Below are 19,369 nucleotides of genomic sequence, written 5' to 3'. Positions count from 1 at the left end.
GAGAGAATGGATCCATTAAGTGGTTTTATTGGCTCGTTAATTTGGTGGCTATTATTCTTTTATTTGATTATGGCTCCACAAATACAATATAAACAGCTACAGCTTGCGAGATTAAAAATACTCAGAGAGCTTTCAAATAAAAGAAATTCAACAGTAATAACTTTAATACATAGACAGGAAAATATTGGCTTGTTTGGTATACCAATTTACAAATTCATCACTATTGAGGATAGTGAAGAGATTTTAAGGGCGATAAGGACAGCTCCAAAAGACAAACCAATAGATTTAATCATACACACACCGGGAGGTTTGGTATTGGCCGCAACTCAAATAGCTAAGGCATTAAAAGCCCATCCAGCGGAGACGAGGGTTATAGTTCCACACTATGCAATGAGTGGAGGAACTTTAATAGCTCTATCTGCAGACAAAATAATTATGGATGAAAATGCAGTTTTAGGTCCTGTGGACCCACAACTTGGACAATATCCTGCTCCAAGTATAGTTAAAGCAGTAGAGCAGAAAGGAGCTGATAAGGTTGATGATCAAACATTAATATTGGCGGATATTGCCAAAAAAGCAATAAACCAGGTTCAAAATTTTGTATATACTCTATTGAAAGATAAATACGGAAAAGAAAAAGCTAAAGAATTAGCTAAGATATTAACAGAAGGTAAATGGACTCACGATTATCCAATAACTGTTGAAGAGGCTAAAAATCTTGGTTTAGATGTTGATACAAATGTTCCAGAAGAGGTTTATGAATTAATGGAGCTTTATAAACAGCCAATTAAACAGAGGGGAACTGTTGAATTTATGCCATATCCAACTTCACAAAACAATGGAAAAAAAGAATAATTTTTATAAATTTTCTATTTTCTCATTAATAATGAATTAATTTTAGTTTTTCTATTTTAATTTACTCAAATCCAATCTAACGTCCAATCCCGAGATTTTTAAGTATCAATCCTATTTTTGACTATTGTGTATTTGGGCAGGACTCTCGTCTCTTTTTGGCATAGCGTTTCCATACCGAGACTGTCTTATTTTAACACGGCAAAATATTGAAAATAGAAGTAACAGAGAGTCAATTATTTCCATACCGTTCCGGTCTGATTTTAACTCTTTAGAAGTGTCTTTTATTTTTGAATGTTCAATACTTTCCATACCGTTCCGGTCTGATTTTAACTGGGATTTTTGCAATATCTAAGGATTTGCGAGCGAGCTTTCCATACCGTTCCGGTCTGATTTTAACCCATTAAAATGTGAGCAACATGAAACTTCTCAAAACTCTATATCTTTCCATACCGTTCCGGTCTGATTTTAACCATACTATCTTGCACTTAATAAAATAGCAAATGACAACTTTCCATACCGTTCCGGTCTGATTTTAACTAGCACCATAACCATTGAAAAAATTGTGGAGTTGATCTTTCCATACCGTTCCGGTCTGATTTTAACCAGACTTGTTGATTGCAATCGGTGAAGAACACATCTTTCCATACCGTTCCGGTCTGATTTTAACAGACCAATTATTCGAGATAAGCATATTTTTAGCATTATTAATATATATACTTTACTCTACCTTATAAGTCGAAGGGTACTTAATCCCATTCATTTATATACCTTCTCATCCATATAAATTTTAATTTTTAGGCTTAAAAATAGTTTTAAAGCAATTATTTTTTAAAATAATAATTTTTTATTGTGGAAATTTTTAGTTAAAATAATTAACTAAAATATTTTAAAAATTCCATATAATTTAATTAATCTAAATATTCAAAATAATTAAAATAACTTACCCTTTGAAATTTCTTAAAAATCCTTAAAATCGAAAAATAAAATATAAAAACTAATTATTTCAAAAATAAAACTTATTCAGCGAGATAATAACCATTTATTCGATAATTTCAATTGCTTTGAATGGGCAGGCTTTCATACAGTTTTTGCAACCAACGCACTCATCTTCTTTAAAAACTACATTATATTCTTCATCCATGTATATCGCATCTATTGGACATTGTGTTAGACAGCAACCGCAGTGAACACATTTTTCTAAATCTCTTTTTATCACTTTAGAAATTTCTTCAACTTCTCCAAACTTTGATAAATAATCTAAAGCCTTTTCTATTGTTTCTTTACTACCAATCAACTCCAATATTAAAAATGCCTCCTGTGGTTCGACTTTTGCCTTTAAAATGTTTATCTTAACTCCAGTATTTAATACTGTGTCGGCAATAACTGGCTTATTTATATGTTCTGAGGCTGTCCAGTAGTATATTCTCTTCCTCATTTTTTCCCTCCGAATAATCTTGAAATATCCTCAGATGTTACAACTCCTACAACTCTTCTGTAATTATCAACCACAGGAACGCCTGAAATGTTGTATTTGCTCATTTTCACAGCTACATGATCAACTGGCTCATCTTCGTATGCAGTTACTACATTTCTTGTCATAATCTCTTCAATTGTTTTCTTGTTTTGGGCGAGGGCTTTAGCTATATCCCACGATGTGATAATCCCCACCAATCTTCCTTGCTCATCAACAATTGGTAAGTGGTTTATATTATGCTTTATCAATATTTTGGCAGCTTCCATGATTGATATATTTCTTTGGGCTGTTATTGGTGGCTTACTCAAAATATCCCTAACCAATGTTATTGGTGACTTCATTGGCTTATTTTCAGCTCTTCCTAATGTGTCAACCCTCTCAGATAACAAAAACTTCCCATCTAAAATCCATTTTTTGAGTGTTTCAGCAACCTCCCTCGCCATTTTATAGCTTGATACAGAACCAGTTTTTACAGTTTTTTCAACTTCTCTTCCCTCTATATTAACTCTTAATGTTATTTTTCCACTTCTCAATACTTTGTAGTTTGTTTTTGCAATTAATGGCCTATCTCTTCTTGGAGTCCCATAGTCGTAGATTGGAACCTCTATATCTTCATCCCTAATAGCACATCTTTCAGCTATCTTTTCATTTAAAACTGGAATTGGAATACCCAATCCAATATACAATGTACTTCCATACTTTGGCATTGTAGCAGCTCTTATAAACTTAGGATCCATTTGTTTTAAATCTCCTTTAACCATCAATGTTCCAAATGGTGGGTTGTGTTGAGTCCCCTCCCCTATAACGTACCCAATTCCTCCTCCTAAGAAGATTCTTGTTCCAATACCTATTGTGTTAAATGATTTTGTTTCTGGATCATAATCATTTTGTAGTGGGTTTAACTGTCCAGCTCCTGAGTAGTGGACGTTGCTATACTCTGGAAGTAAAACACCCATATATGTATAGATTTTCTCATCCCTACTATTTGTCGCAGCTGCGTAGGTTTGATAACCGTTTCTTGGATTTACCATAATCGCCTGATTAACGTCATCCAATGTTATCTTAACATTAACATCCTTTCTTGGATAACAATCAGTTGTATATCCTTCAGCGTAAAGCTCAATCTCTTTACCTCTAACTAAATCCTCTATAACATGAGCTCCTCCATAATCTATATCTACGTCAGGGTCTTCGTTTGGCTGTGTAGCTCCAATATATGCATCAACTGCCGCTAAGCCACCATAAGCTTCAACGTTATTTAAGTATATTTTTAGCATCTTTATTGGTGGGTCTGAATGTCCAAAGTTTATAAATACACCGGAAGAACACATAGCCCCAAATGTTCCTGTTGTAACGACATCAACATAATCTGCAGCTTTCTTAACCCCTTCCTCTTCAACAATTTTTATCATCTCTTCAGCAGTTACAACAACAGCCTCTCCTTTTTTAATTTTTTCATTAATTTCTTGAATTGTTTTCATAATCATAACCTCTACTTATTTTTGAGTAATCCTTAAAGTATATAAAAATAGATATAAAAATTTTAAGTTTCAAAAAATATTTCTTGAAAATTAGTAAATTTGAGTGGTTAAATAAAAAATTATTAAATTTACATTTCCTTATACATTAACTGCCTTAATATCTGCCCCAACGGCCCACCAATTCTTAGCATTTTACCCTTCCTAAGCTTATCTATAGCATTTTTCGTAGTTTCATAATATTTTAAAACCTCTCTAACTTCATTTTCTGTAGTTCCAGAACCTCTTGCTATCCTTCTTATTCTTGATGCTTTAATAATCTTTGGATTTTCCCTCTCTTCTTTAGTCATTGAGCTTATAATTACTTTATATTTCTTTATTTTTGCTTCAGTTAAATTAGAGAGTTCTTTAGGCATAGCTCCCCCAAATCCAGGAATCATGCTTAAGATTTTTTTCATTGAACCCATGTTTTCAATTGCCTCTAATTGAGTTAATAGCTCATTCAATGTGAACTTACCTTTCATTATCGCATCTATACTCTCTTCAGTCTTTTCATCAACCATATCCTCAGCTTTTTCTAACAAACTATCTAAATCTCCCATTCCCAATAATCGAGATATAAACTTTTTAGGGTCGAATGGCTCTAAATCATCTATCCCTTCACCAATACCAATAAACTTTATAGGTGCTCCTGTCTCGGCTACTGCACTTAAAGCCCCTCCTCCTTTAGCGGAACCATCTAACTTTGTGACTATAATACTTCCAATCTCTCCAACCGCCTCTTTAAATGCCTTGGCTTGTATACCAGCCTGTTGCCCAATAGTTCCATCAATAACCAAAATAATTTCATCAGGGTTTGTTACCTCTTTAATTTGCTTCATCTCTTCCAATAAACCTCTTTCCTCCTTATGCCTTCCAGCAGTGTCTATAATTAGAACGTCTGCCTTCTTAAATTTCTCCATTCCTTCTTTAACAATCTCTACAGGTGATTTTGTTTTTGTTTCATCACCATATAATGGCACGTGGATTTTTTCAGCCAATTGCTTCAACTGCTCATAAGCAGCAGGTCTATACGTATCAGCAGCAATTAAAGCAGGTTTTAACCCCCTCTTTTGTATATATCTTGCTAATTTTGCTGCTGTTGTGGTTTTTCCAGAACCTTGAATCCCAACCAGTAAAATAACATTCTGTTTTTTTGGACTTAGCTCTAATTTTTTTGCTTCCTCTCCTAACAATTTAACCAATTCTTCATAAACAATTTTTATAATATGTTCTTTCTTTGACAACCCTTTTGGAGTCTCCTCTTTTAAAGCTCTTCTTTCTATTTCCTTACTCATCTTCAGAACCAATTTTACATTAACATCAGCTTGAATTAAAGCTCTTTGAATATCTTTAATAACTTCCTTTATTAATTTTTTATCGACAAATGCAGCAGCTTTTAGTTTATTTAAAGCTTTATTTAGGTTTTCTCCTAACTTGTCGAGCATTGATATCACCAAATTGTGTATGTCTTAAATTCCCCATCTTTTGAATAAATTATTTTCTATCCCTAAAATGTCTAAAACCCTTCCTACAACAAAGTTAATTATGTCCTCAACACTCTTTGGTTTATGATAAAAGGCTGGAATTGGAGGCATTATCACAGCTCCTAAGTTAGACAACTTTAGCATGTTTTCCAAATGTATGCTGTTTAATGGCATCTCTCTTGGCATAATTATTAACTTTCTTCTCTCCTTTAAAGCAATATCGCAAACCCTAACTATTAAATTTGCTGAATAACCGTTAGCTATAGCTGATAAGGTTTTCATTGAGCAGGGCACAACTATAACTGCATCGAACTTATTTGAGCCGGATGCTATTGGGCTGAAAAAATCATCATTTTCATAATAATTTGTTGCCAATTTTTTTAACTCTTCCCAGTCAATATTAAGTTCTTCTTTAATTATCTTCTTAGCTGAGTTGGATATAATTAAGCTTATTTCAGCTTTATCTTTTAAAACCTCCAATAATTTTTTTGCATAAATCACTCCACTCGCCCCAGTTATACAAACAACAATCTTCATAAATTCACCATTAACCAATAATAGCTGACTAAAACATTAGAATTAAAATTATTTAAAAATAGTTAATTTTTAGATTTAAATAAATAAATGTAAGTATCTAAAATAAAAATGGTGCCGAGGGAGGGATTCGAACCCTCGACCTCCCGGTTTCCCAGGAACCCAGCCGTAGGGCTGGGATATCCGTATGAGCCGGGCGCTATAACCAGCTAAGCCACCTCGGCACGCAACATCATTATAATTAAGAACCAATATATATACTTTTCGGCGTAAGATTTATATATAAAGGTTTTATAAATAACAATGCCTGTTAAGGGCGGGGGTCGCCAAGCCTGGTCAAAGGCGCCAGATTGAGGGTCTGGTCCCGTAGGGGTTCGCGGGTTCAAATCCCGTCCCCCGCACCATTTATTTAATACTGCGTTTCTTAGCTATTTTTAAAAGCTTAATTTTATTTTTATTTTAATTTTATAGGTTATTTCAATTGATGCAAATATTCAATTTTAGTGTGAAACTATGACATACTTGGATTTATCACAATATAGGATGATAACTGACGTTAAAAATAAAGATAATACCTTAATTTTAGAAATAAATAAAATCTATGGGGTTGAGGTAGAAATTCCTTATGAAGAAGTTGAAATTAACGATAGTATAATAAAAATCAACGCCCATCCGAAGAGGGCTGAAAATATAAAGATTGGAATTTTAAATCTAATCTCTTACAGCATAGCAAATAATTTGAAAAGTAAGATAACAAAGAGAAAAACTGTATATATAAATGAACCAATTCCATTAATTGGGCATACTGCCTTTGGTTTGATTGAGAGAGGTAGAAATATAATACAAGTTAGAGGGCATTGTGGATGCAATTTAAACTGTATCTTTTGCTCAGTTGATGAAGGAGAGTATTCCAAAACAAGAAAGAATGATTATTACGTTGATTTGGAATATTTAGTTGAAAATTACAAAAAGATGGCTGATTTTAAAGGAAATAAATTTATTGAAGCTCATTTGGATGGGCAAGGAGAACCGGCTCTTTATTACCCATTAGTGGATTTAGTTCAAGAATTGGTTGAAATAAACAAAAAAGGTAACGGTATTGTTTCCATGCAAACAAATGGAACAGTTTTAGATTACAAATTGATAGATGAGTTGGAAGAGGCTGGATTACATAGGATAAACTTATCAATCAACGCTTTAGATGAAAAAGTTGCTAAAATGCTTTCTGGTAGAAGAGATTATAATATTGAGAAGATTTTGGATATAGCAGAGTATATAAAAAATTCTAAAATTCATCTCCTCATAGCCCCTCTTCTATTGCCGAATATAAACGATGAAGAATTTAAAAAAGTTATTGATTATGCAGTTGATTTAGATTTAAGGGTTAAACAAAATATTATAAATCCTTTAACTGGGAAGAGAGACCCTATTTTAGGTTGTCAACTATGTAGAGTTTATCAATTGGGAAGAAAGCCAAAGAAAATGAAAGTTTGGGATTTTGAGAAGTTTTATGATTTATTGAGAAGATACGAGTTAGAGTATAAAAAGAAAGGTATAGATGTTAAATTAATAACATCTCCAAAAGATTTTGGAACACATAGAAGGAAGAGGTTACCGTATCCTTTCAAAGTTGGTGAAGTAATAAAGGCAAAAGTTGTTTTAGATGGGAGGGTTAAAGGAGAAGTTTTGGGAGTTGCCAAAGATAGGGTTATCCAAATAATTAACTGCAATAATGAGCAGAATTTGATAGGTAAAACAGTAAAAGTGAGGATTTTAAGGAATAAGGATAATATAATAGTTGGAGAGTCGATTTAGAGAATTTTATATATTTGATATTATAAATATTACTCTGAGGTATAGTAGATTAATAGTTGGGATATTATGAAGAGGGCATTAAAAAATTATGCTAAGTCAGTTAAAGAGATTTATAACGAGGGGGAGTTTAGTGAGTATTCCTTTAGATATGCATTAGAAAATCTTTTAAAAAATATTTTAAATGGCTATGATGTTAAAATAATCCATGAATCAGGAAGAGAAGATTTTGGAACACCAGATTTTAAAATAAAAGGAAAAGGGAAGATTGTTGGATACATTGAGACAAAAAAGATAGATGTTGATTTACATAGATTGCAAAAGAGGGATAAAGAGCAGTTAGAGAGATATAAAGAGAATATAGAAAATCTAATCCTAACAAACTATAAGGAATTCATTTTATACCAAAATAGGGAGAAAGTTGAGGATGTTGTTATATTGGATGATGATTTAAATTTAATTGAGGCCAATATTGAAAAGTTTGAGAGATTAATTGAGAGATTTTTATCCCTATCAACACCAGAGATTAAAGATCCAACAAAATTGGCAGAGTTTTTAGCAAAGAGGGCAAGATTGTTGAGAGATGCAATATTAGAGAATTTAGATGAAAATGAAGAGATTAAAGCTTTATATGAGGCGTTTAAAGAGCATTTAATAAGTGATATGAAAAAAGAGGAGTTTGCAGATGCCTATGCTCAAACAATAGTTTATGGTTTGTTCATGGCAAGGTTTAATATTGAGGGGGACTTAACAAAAGAGAAAGTAGCTTTTAAAGGAATTCCTAAGTCATTGGGAGTTATTCATAAAATTTTTAAGCATATAGCCTCTGATTTACCAGATTATTTAGATTGGATTGTTGATGAGATAATAACCATATTGAATAACATTGATATTAAGAAGATAGAAGAGAGTTTTAAAATTTCTGGAAAGGAAGATGCATTTTTGCACTTCTATGAGGATTTTTTAGCAAGTTATAATCCAGAGCTTAGGAAGAGCAAGGGAGTTTATTATACCCCTTTGCCAGTTGTTGAGTTTATAGTTAATTCAGTTGATGAGATTTTGAGAGATAGATTTGGAAAGAGATTGCATGATGAGAATGTTAGGATTTTAGACCCTGCAACAGGGACAGGGACATTTTTGGCAGTTGTTTTGAAAAGAGTGCATAAGAATGTTAAACATACTTTATTTCAAGCTTATTTAAAAGAGAGGTTGTTAAAAAATATTTATGGATTTGAAATTTTAATATCGCCTTATTTGGTAGCTCATTTAAAGTTGTCCATGCTTTTACATAACTGGCATATAACTTTGAGAGGGGAGGAGAGGTTTAACATCTATTTAACTAATGCTTTGGATTTAATGAGAAGTCCAAAACAATCTGGACTTTTTGAGAGAGTTTTAGATAAAGAGAGGGAAGAGGCAGATAAGGTTAAGAAAGAGGTTAATATCTTTGCAGTTATTGGAAATCCGCCGTATGAAACAAGAAAAGATGAGACATATATTCAAAATTTATTAAAAGATTACATAAATGGTTTAGGAGTTGAGAAAGAAAGGTCAAGAAATGCCTTGCAGGATGATTATGTTAAATTTATAAGATTTGCACAGTGGAAGATTGAACAGAATGGAAAAGGGATTGTTGGATTTATAACAAATAACTCTTACTTAGATGGTTTAGTTCATAGAAGAATGAGACAGTGTTTAATGGAGGTTTTTGATGAGATTTATATTTTAAATCTACATGGAAATGTTAGAAGAGGAGAAAAGGATGAAAATGTCTTTGATATTCAACAAGGAGTTTGTATTGGCATATTTATTAAATTAAGAGAAGGAAGACATAAAGCAGAGGATTGTAAGGTTTATTATTACTCAATTGTCCATGATGCTGGTTTAACTAAAAGAGAAGAAAAATATGAGTTTTTAGAAAATAATACAGTCAAAACAGTTGAATGGAAAGAAATAAATCCAAAAGAACCATATTATTTCTTTGTGCCTAAGGATTTGAGTTTGGAAGAGGAATATAATAAGTTTCTGAAGTTAGATGAAATTTTTGAAATCAATTCATCAGGAGTTGAAACACAAAATGATAGTGTTGCTATTGCATATACTCCTGAAGAAATGAAAAAAAGAATAATGGATTTCGTAAATTTAAACGAGGATGAATTAAGAAAAAAGTATAACATAAAAGATAAAAGTACTTGGAAATTAAAAACTGCAAAAGAGGCAATTTTAGAGGATTATAGGATTTTTGATAATGATTTCAATAAAATGTTTGAAAAAAGATTGAAACCAAACCTTTACAGACCTTTTGATATAAGATGGACTTACTATCATCCAAAATCAAGCAAATTTATTGGAAGACCAAGATATAATGTCATGAAACATTTTATTTTAGGAGAAAATATTGGTTTTGTTCTTCCAAAATTAAGTATCTATGATGGGGTTCTTTCTACATATGTATTAATTACAGATAAACCTGCAGATAAGCATGCTCTTCTTGCCAGTAAAGCAGTAGTTAATCGAAGCATTACAGTAGTAATTCCACTCTACCAATACATTGAAAACAAAATAACCAAAGAAGTTCAAAAAGTTCCAAATATTAAAAAAGACATTCTAAAATTAATCAAACAGAAATATAACGCAACACCAGAAGATTTCCTTTATTACATTTATGCAATCTTACACGACCCAAAATATAGAGAGAAATACAAAGAATTTTTAAAGATAGATTTCCCAAGAATTCCTTTATATGACAAAGAAACCTTTGAAAAATACAAAGAGATTGGGAAAAAGTTGGTTGAACTTCATTTAATGAAAAACATTCCTACAATAGACCCAGATATTGATGGAGACAATCTAAAAGTTGAAAGTGTAAAATATGATAAAAAGAAAAAAGGAGTTAAAATAAATAAAGAAACAATTTTATTAGGCATTGATGAAGATGTTTGGGAGTTTAAAATCGGTGGATATAAGGTAATAGAAAAATACCTAAAAGGAAGAAAAGGGAAGAAGCTAACAATTGATGAATTAGAACACATCTGCAAAGTTGTTTATATAATAAAAGAGACAATCAAATTGATGAAAGAATTAGAGAAGATTGGAAACAGTTTTTAAGAGATATTTTTAATCTTTTTTAATTTAATTCATGTTTGAAAACTTTTTTTAGAAATGGATATTAGAAATTATTTAATTTCAAAAAATTTTAAAAATCTTTTTAAAAAGTATGAATAATTGGTTTAAATGGTGATAGTTTGAATTTAGTTGATTTGTATGTAAAAAAATTTATGGAATTGATTGAACTCGAAAGAAGGTGTGAGATGGATTTTCACAAAAATGAAATAATTAGGTTGGGAAAGAAAAGGGAAAATGTTGGAAGGGCAATTTTAAATTTAAAGGGAAAGTTCTTGGGAGAGAGCTTAGGATGCACGATTGTAAGATTTGGGAGAAAGAAGCCATTTAAAACGGAAATTTCACCGGGAGATGTTGTTTTAATCAGCAAAGAAAACCCATTACAGAGTGATTTATATGCAAATGTCATTTATGTAGGAAAGAACTTTATAGATGTGGCTTTTGATGTTGATGTTCTAAGATGGGTTTATAAGGAGAGAGTTAGGATTGACTTATACGTCAACGATATAACATTTAAGAGGATGAAAGAGGCATTAAGAGAATTTGCAAGAAAGAGAGATAAGTTGGCTTACATTATATTGGGTATTGAACATCCAGAAAAGCCATTGAGGGAAGATATTGAGTTAGAGTTTTATGATAAACATTTAAATGAATCTCAAAAGTTGGCTGTTAAAAAGGCAGTTTTAAGTAAAGATTTATATCTCATCCATGGACCTCCAGGAACTGGAAAAACGAGGACTTTGACTGAGGTTATTGTTCAGGAGGTTAGATTTAACAAGCATAAGGTTTTAGCTACTGCTGACTCAAATATAGCGGCAGATAACATTTTAGAGTATTTAATTAAAAAATATCCTGATTTAAAAGTTGTTAGGGTAGGGCATCCAACAAGGATTTCAAAGGATTTGATACAGCATTCTCTACCATATCTAATTGAGAATCATGAGAAGTATCAAGAAATTTTATCCCTAAAAGAAAAAATTAAAGAGATTAAGGAGCAGAGGGATAAATTTTTAAAGCCATCTCCAAGATGGAGAAGGGGAATGAGTGATGAGCAAATTTTAAAAGTAGCTAAGAGGAGGAAAGATTATAGGGGAGTTCCAAAAGAAAAAATCATCAGCATGGCGGAATGGATTGTAAGAAATAAAAAAATCAAAAAAATCATCAATAGCTTAGATGAAATAACGGAAAAAATCATGAACGAGATTTTGAGTGAGGCGGATGTTATTGTAGCAACAAACTCCATGGCAGGTTCTGAAATCTTAAAAGGCTGGGAGTTTGATGTTGTGGTTATAGACGAGGGTAGCCAAGCTATGGAGCCGTCCTGCCTAATACCAATTGTCAAAGGAAAAAAGCTAATCATGGCTGGAGATCATAAGCAATTGCCTCCAACAGTTTTGAGTGAAAATGAGGAGTTAAAGAAAACATTATTTGAAAGGTTAATTAAAAAATATCCTGAGTTTTCATCAATATTGGAGATTCAGTATAGAATGAACGAAAAAATTATGGAATTCCCAAATAGGATGTTTTATGATAACAAGTTAAAGGCAGATGAAAGCGTTAAAAATATAACATTATTGGATTTGGTTAAAGAAGAAGAGATTGATGAATCTGATAGAGATATAGTAAATGAAATCCCTGTCCAATTTTTCCATGTTGAAGGGGTTGAGAGAAAAGATAAAGAATCTCCATCTTATTACAATATAGAAGAGGCAGAGAAGGTTTTGGAAGTAGTTAAAAAGCTTATAAAATACAAAATACCAACAAATGTTATAACTCCTTACGATGCCCAAGTCAGATACTTAAGGAGATTGTTTGAAGAGCAAAATATAGATGTTGAAGTTAACACTGTAGATGGATTCCAAGGTAGGGAAAACGAAGCTATAGTTATCTCATTTGTTAGGACAAAAAACTTTGGATTTTTAAAGGATTTAAGAAGGTTGAATGTTGCAATAACAAGAGCTAAGAGGAAACTTATATTAATAGGCAATGAAAATCTGTTGAAGCAAGATAAGGTATACAATGAAATGATAAAATGGGCTAAATCATTTGAGAGTGAATATAAAAAGAAAAAACAAGCTAATACATCCTAAAAGCTACTTTGATATGTAGTGATTCAATTCCAACACACTTGGCAAATCCCAACATTTCCAATTGAACTCTTCCAGCGATTATTTCTTTTTCTTCAAATCCATTCACTCTTTGTGGAACTAATGAAACATTTAAAACCTTTCCTAAAATGCCCTCGCTTCCAACTCTTAAATCTTCTCTAAGCGTTGAGGTTATAAAAACCAAATCACCCTCTTTTAGATTTTTAACTGTCTCTAAGTTTAATGCATTAATTAAAGTGAAAGTTTTAACATGATTTTCAACAAACTCATTGATTGCATTTTCGCTAATCCCAAATAATCCATATACTTTCATAACATCACCAAAATATTTAATTTAATAATTTTTACATAATTATTAAGAGGCATTGCTTCCTCAAGGAAGCAATGCATCCTGGAGTATACCATAGGGGCTACGCCCCTATGGGTTTTGATCAACCTTTTTCTAAAAGGTTGTTAGATATACATCGGATATTCTTTTCTACTCTTTGACATCATCTTTAAATGCTGTTCTGCCAATTCTTTAAGTTTATTTTCAATGGCTTCAGCTTCTTTAATAAGTTTTTCAACATTTACATTTAGATTGAACATTTTATTTAAAACATCTAATAAATTAGCTCCTCCCCTCGGGTCTGGTCTAACTCCAACGGTTTCAGCCAACAAACCAATGGCATCGAATCCTTTATCTCCACATTTTACCAATAAATTTCCACTCATCCCCCCTACAACCCCAAAATCAAATATTTCAACATAATTTTTTAAATCTTCTATTAAGTTCTCTTTGTTTGCTATTCCATAAACTTTTTCAGATTTTCCTGCTATAATTCCACCAAGGGAAACGAACAACTTAGGATTTTTGTTTGAAAAGGTCTCAACTATAAACTCAGCTAATTCATTAATCTTAAATGGAGGGATTATTACATCTGAGAACAAAACAATTAAATTTTCGTTTGCATAAGCCCTAACTGGAGGGTAAGGGATTCCTTCCTCAACGGTTGTTAAGGGTGGAATTCTATCTATCTCAAAATATCCTAAATATTTTAACTTTAATTCCTTTATTATTTGGAAGCCTGCTATACTACCAACTAATCCAGTTCCAGGAAACGCTTCAATAATTATGGGATTTTTAAACTCTATTTTTTCTTTTTCAATGAACTTCATACTATTCACCAGATTTAGCTAATTAATAAAATAATTTTAATAACCATTTATATAATCTTATTGTTATTGTGAAAGCTTATGGTGGAGATTATGAAAATTTTAATAATAACTGGAAAATTGGCTGAGAGGAAAGTTAAAAAAGCTATAGAAAAATACGATTTTGTGGATGTGCATGTAGCAGATATATCAGTAGCGGCATTTTTAACGCCAAACTTAATAATTAAAGAGATTAAGAAATTGGAGGACAAATTAGGGAAAAAATTAAAAGATATTTATGATTTTGTTTTAGTAACTGGATTGATAAGGCATGATTTAAAGAAGGTTGAGGAAGAAACAGGAATAAAATGCTTCAAATCTACAAGGGAGGCTTCGGATATCCCAATATTAATTGAAAATTTAGATAAAGTAAAGCTATCAACTAAAGACTACGCTGATCTACAATTGTTAGAGATTATTAAAAAGAACTGCGAGGAGGAGATCAAAAAGGCAGAAGATCAAGATTTAGGAAAAGGGGATATAAAGATAGGCAATTTAAAGGTGGGGGATAACTTTCCAATGAGAGTTTTGGGAGAGATTGTCCATGCTCCATGGCTGAAAGAGAAAGAGCTGGAGGAAAAGATAATATACTACTTAGAAAGCGGGGCTGATATGATTGATTTGGGAATGGTTAGCAATGAAAATAACGCGGATAAAATTAAAGATATGTTAAAAATAGCAAGAGATTTGACTGATAATCCAATAAGTGTAGATACATTAAACACAAAAGAGTTAATTAAGGCGATAAATTTAGGAGCGGATATGATTTTAAGCGTTGATGCTGGAAATATTGATGAACTGATCCCATATTTAAAAGATTCTGAAACTGCAGTTGTTGTATTACCAACCAACTACAAAACAAACTACATCCCTGAAACAATAGAGGGAAAAATTAAATCTTTAGAAGAGAATATAAGGAGATTATTAGATGCAGGAATTGAAAAAATAGTTGCCGATCCAATATTGGAGCCAATAAATAACATTGGTTGTAGTTTTATTGATAGCGTTATTGCATGTAAAGAATTTAAAAAAAGGAATAAGCTTCCTCTCTTTTTTGGTGTAGGGAATGTTACGGAGCTTTTTGATGCCGATAGTAATGGAGTAAATGCTTTATTAACTGCTATTGGTGCAGAGATAGGAGCTAATATATTATTTACTCCAGAAGCGAGTGCAAAATGTAAATTTTCAATAAAAGAATTAAAAATAGCCTCAAAGATGATGTTTTTAGCTAAAAAAAGAAATTCTCTACCAAAAGATATTGGATATAACTTGATAAATTATAAAGATAAAAGATTTGAAGAAGAAACTACATTTAAAAATTATAATATTCCAATAATCAAAGCTGAAGAAAATGAGAAACAGATATTAGATGAAGGAAGTTTTAAAATAGAGATTGATAGGAAAAATAAAGAAATTGTAGCAATATACTTCAATAAAAGAAGGGAGGCTACTTTAATTATTAAAGGAAAGAGACCAAAAGAAATTTATGAAACTGCTATAAGATTAAATTTAATAAAAAAGTTAGATCATGCAGCATATTTTGGTAGAGAGCTGGCTAAGGCAGAGATTGCCCTAAAAATAGGGAAAAAATACAATCAGGACTTTGATTTGTTTTACAATGAATTTTGGTTGGGGAATAGTAATGAAAGATAAAATAGTAAAAATACTAACGTTGATATTTAAAATTTTGCGGGATATTGTTGGAACTACGTATTTATTGTGGATATTTTCATTTTATGTATTATTTATCGAACACTTTGATTTATATTGGTTAAACGATATTATATCAACGGGATTGCTGTTATTTTTTATTCTGTTATTTCTATTCACTTTAGGATTTTCTATTTTTGTAGAATCAAATGATAAAAATAAAAGAAAAGATAATATTTCAAAAATAATAGAGTTTACTTACCAGGTATCAAAAGCAACAACCGTACTAGGTATAATTTTTTCTTTAATAATTGTCTTATGTCCTAAAAATCTAGAAATAATATACAATATTGTAAAAATATTTGAAATTAAGAGCATATCCCAAATATTTAATGAATTATATTCTAAAAATTCAACAATAGTTATTTCTATTGCTGTATCTTCAGTTCTTACTTATTTATATATACTAATACAAATTTCTAGGCATGGAAAAACTATTTTCAATAAAAAGAATTTTGAGAAAATTAGTATTCAATATTTATTACTTCAAAATTTTTACGGATATTTTAACTTTTTTATAATCCCGTTTTTACTACTTCCTTTTTTGGCTCATAATTTCCGTATAATAGAAATGGTTTGTATAGTTGCTTTGTATTACCTAACTTACAAAACTATTTTACCAATGGTTAGTCACTACATAAACATAACGTTTTCATACGAGTCTTTAGATATATACAACAAAAATAAGGATGAAAACCTAACTTTATTTTTCATATCAAATAATAATAAACTATCCAAATTTGTAATAACATTTGCAATAACAATAATAACAGTAATTCTTAATCATATGGATCTACTGCAAACATCTATTGTCATATTAATTTTTGTAGTTTTTATAACGTTTCAGTTTTTGGAGTTTAATGGATTAACTATTGCATATGCAATATTTACGCTAACTATTTGGTATGCAATTTTTAGTGTAGTTAAAGAGATTCCAAACAATAAAGCTGACATATGCCTAACGAATGATGAAAAAATCAAAGATGTATATATTATAGAAGATAACCCAGAAGATATCTTAGTTTTAGATGAATATAATAAAATTACAAAAATTATGAAAAGAAATATAATCAAAATAGAATATAAAAAACCATAAATTATCTATTTTGGTGGAACAATGAGAAAAACTAAAATTTTAGTTACCTTAGGTCCTTCTTTAGAAAATAAATTGGATAAAGCGATTAATTTAATCGATGGGATTAGATTTAACATGTCTCACGCAACAACGGATTACTGTGAAAGATTTCTACCCATATTAGAAAAAAATAACATCGCCAAAGTTATGGATTTGAAAGGGATAAAAATTAGAGTTAAAGAGGTTAAATTAAAAAATAAAATATTGAAAGCTGGAGAAAAGGTTGTTATTGAGGAGGATATAAAGCTTAACCATGATATAGATACAATTGAGGAGGGGCATTTTATTTTAATTAACGATGGAAAGATTAAGCTGAGAGTTGTAGAAAAAAGTGATAAGATTGTTGCCGTTGTAGAGGTTGGGGGAGAGATTAAAGAAGGAATGGGGGTCAATCTACCAGATACAAGGATAGAACTGCCAATAATTGACGAAGTTGATTTAAAAAATATAAAATTTGCCGCAGAAAAGGATTTTGAATTTATAGCTTTATCATTTGTTAGGGATAAAGAGGATGTTAAGGAATTAAAGGATATAATATCAGATTACAAGGGAGATTGTGAAGTAATATCAAAGATAGAGACAAAGGAAGCTTTAAAAAACATAAAAGGAATTGCTAAAGAAAGTAATGGAATAATGGTGGCGAGGGGAGATTTGGGTGTAGAGCTTCCTATAGAGAATATACCAATTGAGCAGAAAAATATATTGAGAATAGCAAACAAATATGGAATTTTGTCAATAACAGCCACGCAAATGTTGGAATCTATGATAAATAATCCATTTCCTACAAGAGCAGAGGTCACAGACATAGCTAACGCCATATACGATGGAACAGATTGCTTAATGCTTTCTAACGAAACAACTATTGGGAAGTATCCAATAGAGGCAATAAAAGTTTTAAATAAAGTTGCAGAGATTGCCGATAAGCATTATGAGGAGTTTGGAGACAGGGTTTGTTTGGAGGTTAAGGATATTGATGAGGGCTTAGTTTATGCTGTTTATGAGCTGTATAAGAAATTAGATACTAAATTAATTATAACTCCCACATATTCTGGAAGAACTGCCAAGTTAATATCTAAATTAAGAATGAAAAATAAAATAATAGCTCCAACGCCGAATATAAAAACTTTAAGAAAATTAAGATTAGTTTGGGGGGTTGAAGGGTATTTAATGGAAGAGTTTGATGATGTGGAGGAAATAATTATCAGATGTAGGGAGATAGCTAAAAAAGAGATAGAAAGTGGAGTTTATTTAATAACATTGGGTCATCCAATAGGTCAAAAGAAAACAAACACCATAAAAGTTGAAAGCATTTAAATTATAAAAGCTCTAAAATTATGTCTAACATCTCTTTACTGTTTGCTACAATAACATTTATTCTATCTGTTGCATTTAATTCAAATTTCAGCTCATTTCCATCCTTATCTGTTATTAAAGCTCCCGCCTCTTTACAAATTATATAGGAAGAGGCAATATCAACAGCCCTAACCTTAGGTCTTACATCGAAAATAGCATCTAAACTTCCCTTAGCTACATAACACATCTCCAAACCAAAAGCTCCAAATATTCTAACTCTTTTAATTTTATTCCTCAATTTTTCCAAGTCCATTTTTTTGTTTGGATAATAACTTATGGTTATATCTTCTGGATTGAAATCCTTAACCTTAATCTTTTTTCCGTTTAAATAAGCTCCTTTTCCTTTATATGCCTCATAAAAACTCTTAGTTAAAAATTCATAGGTTAAGCCGTAATATGGTTTGTTATTTTTAAATACTCCAAAACAAAAGGCAAAAAATGGAATTCCATTTATAAAATTGAAAGAACCATCAATAGGGTCTATAACTACAGTCCATTCGCTTTCATTATTTATAATTCCCAACTCCTCACTTACAACATTAACATTCAACGGTTTTAAATATTTTAAAGCTATATCTTCACTTATCTTATCAAAAATTTCTGTTTTATCCCCACTTGGAGACTTTCCAACAATATATGATTTATCTTTTCTTCCATAATATGACATAATTTCTTTTTCAATCTCTTTTGCTATCTTTTTTCCAATTTCATCCCACATCATATTATCATCATAATTAAATTTTTAACTAAGTTATTAATTCTGATTTGCTACCTTTATTTTCCAATACATCTTTTATCTTTAAATATGTTATTGGAATCCAAAACATTAAAGACAAAATGTTAAATACTATTATTGGGTAATCATTCCTTAATATTCCATATATTAGCCAGAGTGTTAATCCAGTTGTAAAAGTTACAACAAAGGCTAATGATATATTTTCCATGTTTCTCTCTTTCAAAGACTTTAACAGTTGAGGAAGAGAGGCAAAAGTTGTTAAAGTTCCCGCAATGTAGCCAATAATCGTTATACCCATGCCAACCACCATTAAATTTAAATTTAATTTAAA

15 protein-coding genes, 2 tRNA genes and 1 CRISPR repeat array are annotated in these 19,369 nt (G+C 31.0%); of the genes, 8 read left to right on the top strand and 9 right to left on the bottom strand.

Annotation, left to right across the window (positions count from 1 at the left end):
• The first annotated feature begins 6 nt into the window (after positions 1 to 6).
• Positions 7 to 855, top strand: a complete 849-nt coding sequence (locus tag MEFER_RS01785) for an SDH family Clp fold serine proteinase (protein WP_015790932.1) — start codon at positions 7 to 9, stop codon at positions 853 to 855.
• A gap of 165 nt (positions 856 to 1,020) precedes the next feature.
• Positions 1,021 to 1,522: a CRISPR direct-repeat array (repeat unit 30 nt; unit sequence CTTTCCATACCGTTCCGGTCTGATTTTAAC).
• A gap of 372 nt (positions 1,523 to 1,894) precedes the next feature.
• On the opposite strand, the gene MEFER_RS01780 is transcribed toward MEFER_RS01785, so the two are convergent.
• From MEFER_RS01780 to MEFER_RS01760, 5 genes are all read right to left on the bottom strand, one after another.
• Positions 1,895 to 2,290, bottom strand: a complete 396-nt coding sequence (locus tag MEFER_RS01780; protein ID WP_015790931.1) for a 4Fe-4S binding protein — start codon at positions 2,288 to 2,290, stop codon at positions 1,895 to 1,897.
• Positions 2,287 to 3,810 (bottom strand): homocysteine biosynthesis protein, encoded by a 1,524-nt coding sequence (locus tag MEFER_RS01775; protein ID WP_015790930.1) that lies wholly within the window; start codon positions 3,808 to 3,810, stop codon positions 2,287 to 2,289. The genes MEFER_RS01780 and MEFER_RS01775 overlap by 4 nt, the downstream gene beginning before the upstream one ends.
• A gap of 128 nt (positions 3,811 to 3,938) precedes the next feature.
• Positions 3,939 to 5,294 (bottom strand): signal recognition particle protein Srp54, encoded by a 1,356-nt coding sequence (locus tag MEFER_RS01770; RefSeq protein WP_015790929.1) that lies wholly within the window; start codon positions 5,292 to 5,294, stop codon positions 3,939 to 3,941.
• A 24-nt stretch (positions 5,295 to 5,318) separates the two neighbouring features.
• Positions 5,319 to 5,870 (bottom strand): UbiX family flavin prenyltransferase, encoded by a 552-nt coding sequence (locus MEFER_RS01765; RefSeq protein ID WP_015790928.1) that lies wholly within the window; start codon positions 5,868 to 5,870, stop codon positions 5,319 to 5,321.
• A 109-nt stretch (positions 5,871 to 5,979) separates the two neighbouring features.
• Positions 5,980 to 6,091, bottom strand: a tRNA-Met gene (locus MEFER_RS01760).
• A gap of 92 nt (positions 6,092 to 6,183) precedes the next feature.
• On the opposite strand from MEFER_RS01760, the gene MEFER_RS01755 reads away from it, so the two are divergent.
• The 4 genes from MEFER_RS01755 to MEFER_RS01740 all read left to right on the top strand — a co-directional run bounded on the left by MEFER_RS01755 (position 6,184) and on the right by MEFER_RS01740 (position 12,892).
• A tRNA-Leu gene (locus tag MEFER_RS01755) sits at positions 6,184 to 6,271 on the top strand.
• 109 nt (positions 6,272 to 6,380) lie between these two features.
• Positions 6,381 to 7,682 (top strand): radical SAM protein, encoded by a 1,302-nt coding sequence (locus tag MEFER_RS01750; RefSeq protein ID WP_015790927.1) that lies wholly within the window; start codon positions 6,381 to 6,383, stop codon positions 7,680 to 7,682.
• 66 nt (positions 7,683 to 7,748) lie between these two features.
• Entirely contained in the window at positions 7,749 to 10,787 is a 3,039-nt protein-coding gene (locus tag MEFER_RS01745; RefSeq protein ID WP_015790926.1) for a type ISP restriction/modification enzyme, read from the top strand.
• A gap of 137 nt (positions 10,788 to 10,924) precedes the next feature.
• Positions 10,925 to 12,892: an IGHMBP2 family helicase gene (locus tag MEFER_RS01740; protein ID WP_015790925.1), complete on the top strand. Its 1,968-nt coding sequence runs from the start codon at positions 10,925 to 10,927 to the stop codon at positions 12,890 to 12,892.
• Here MEFER_RS01740 and MEFER_RS01735 read toward each other — a convergent pair.
• Together MEFER_RS01735 and MEFER_RS01730 are read right to left on the bottom strand one after the other, a co-directional pair.
• Positions 12,879 to 13,223 (bottom strand): DUF473 domain-containing protein, encoded by a 345-nt coding sequence (locus tag MEFER_RS01735; RefSeq protein WP_015790924.1) that lies wholly within the window; start codon positions 13,221 to 13,223, stop codon positions 12,879 to 12,881. The two genes, MEFER_RS01740 and MEFER_RS01735, sit on opposite strands and share 14 nt — an antisense overlap.
• 140 nt (positions 13,224 to 13,363) lie before the next feature.
• The gene (locus MEFER_RS01730; protein ID WP_015790923.1) at positions 13,364 to 14,068 is read right to left on the bottom strand and encodes a proteasome assembly chaperone family protein; all 705 of its coding nucleotides are present in this window, start codon (positions 14,066 to 14,068) and stop codon (positions 13,364 to 13,366) included.
• A 90-nt stretch (positions 14,069 to 14,158) separates the two neighbouring features.
• On the opposite strand from MEFER_RS01730, the gene MEFER_RS01725 reads away from it, so the two are divergent.
• From MEFER_RS01725 to pyk, 3 genes are read left to right on the top strand one after another with little or no spacing between them, the layout of a single operon-like run.
• Entirely contained in the window at positions 14,159 to 15,757 is a 1,599-nt protein-coding gene (locus MEFER_RS01725) for a dihydropteroate synthase-like protein (RefSeq protein WP_015790922.1), read from the top strand.
• Entirely contained in the window at positions 15,747 to 16,910 is a 1,164-nt protein-coding gene (locus MEFER_RS01720) for a hypothetical protein (protein ID WP_015790921.1), read from the top strand. The genes MEFER_RS01725 and MEFER_RS01720 overlap by 11 nt, the downstream gene beginning before the upstream one ends.
• A 21-nt stretch (positions 16,911 to 16,931) precedes the next feature.
• Positions 16,932 to 18,263: a pyruvate kinase gene (gene pyk / locus MEFER_RS01715; protein WP_015790920.1), complete on the top strand. Its 1,332-nt coding sequence runs from the start codon at positions 16,932 to 16,934 to the stop codon at positions 18,261 to 18,263.
• A gap of 1 nt (position 18,264) precedes the next feature.
• Here pyk and MEFER_RS01710 read toward each other — a convergent pair whose 3' ends face one another.
• Both MEFER_RS01710 and MEFER_RS01705 read right to left on the bottom strand, forming a co-directional pair.
• Positions 18,265 to 19,023, bottom strand: coding sequence for a bifunctional fructose-bisphosphatase/inositol-phosphate phosphatase (locus MEFER_RS01710; protein ID WP_015790919.1), 759 nt, complete (start codon positions 19,021 to 19,023; stop codon positions 18,265 to 18,267).
• A gap of 25 nt (positions 19,024 to 19,048) precedes the next feature.
• Positions 19,049 to 19,336: a SemiSWEET transporter gene (locus MEFER_RS01705; RefSeq protein ID WP_015790918.1), complete on the bottom strand. Its 288-nt coding sequence runs from the start codon at positions 19,334 to 19,336 to the stop codon at positions 19,049 to 19,051.
• Positions 19,337 to 19,369 lie beyond the last annotated feature (33 nt).

This window comes from Methanocaldococcus fervens AG86 (assembly GCF_000023985.1).
Taxonomy (GTDB): Archaea; AGJL01; Methanococci; order Methanococcales; family Methanocaldococcaceae; genus Methanocaldococcus; species Methanocaldococcus fervens.
The sequence above is the reverse complement of the archived record's forward strand: the minus strand, read 5'-3'. Positions and strand labels throughout refer to the sequence as shown.

Excerpts from the sequence above, each read along its gene's own strand:
- MEFER_RS01785 (WP_015790932.1), top strand. The coding sequence starts at position 7 with ATGGATCCATTAAGTGGTTTTATTGGCTCGTTAATTTGGTGGCTATTA.
- MEFER_RS01780 (WP_015790931.1), bottom strand. The coding sequence starts at position 2,290 with ATGAGGAAGAGAATATACTACTGGACAGCCTCAGAACATATAAATAAG.
- MEFER_RS01775 (WP_015790930.1), bottom strand. The coding sequence starts at position 3,810 with ATGAAAACAATTCAAGAAATTAATGAAAAAATTAAAAAAGGAGAGGCT.
- MEFER_RS01770 (WP_015790929.1), bottom strand. The coding sequence starts at position 5,294 with ATGCTCGACAAGTTAGGAGAAAACCTAAATAAAGCTTTAAATAAACTA.
- MEFER_RS01765 (WP_015790928.1), bottom strand. The coding sequence starts at position 5,870 with ATGAAGATTGTTGTTTGTATAACTGGGGCGAGTGGAGTGATTTATGCA.
- MEFER_RS01750 (WP_015790927.1), top strand. The coding sequence starts at position 6,381 with ATGACATACTTGGATTTATCACAATATAGGATGATAACTGACGTTAAA.
- MEFER_RS01745 (WP_015790926.1), top strand. The coding sequence starts at position 7,749 with ATGAAGAGGGCATTAAAAAATTATGCTAAGTCAGTTAAAGAGATTTAT.
- MEFER_RS01735 (WP_015790924.1), bottom strand. The coding sequence starts at position 13,223 with ATGAAAGTATATGGATTATTTGGGATTAGCGAAAATGCAATCAATGAG.
- MEFER_RS01730 (WP_015790923.1), bottom strand. The coding sequence starts at position 14,068 with ATGAAGTTCATTGAAAAAGAAAAAATAGAGTTTAAAAATCCCATAATT.
- MEFER_RS01725 (WP_015790922.1), top strand. The coding sequence starts at position 14,159 with ATGAAAATTTTAATAATAACTGGAAAATTGGCTGAGAGGAAAGTTAAA.
- MEFER_RS01720 (WP_015790921.1), top strand. The coding sequence starts at position 15,747 with ATGAAAGATAAAATAGTAAAAATACTAACGTTGATATTTAAAATTTTG.
- pyk (WP_015790920.1), top strand. The coding sequence starts at position 16,932 with ATGAGAAAAACTAAAATTTTAGTTACCTTAGGTCCTTCTTTAGAAAAT.
- MEFER_RS01710 (WP_015790919.1), bottom strand. The coding sequence starts at position 19,023 with ATGATGTGGGATGAAATTGGAAAAAAGATAGCAAAAGAGATTGAAAAA.
- MEFER_RS01705 (WP_015790918.1), bottom strand. The coding sequence starts at position 19,336 with ATGGGTATAACGATTATTGGCTACATTGCGGGAACTTTAACAACTTTT.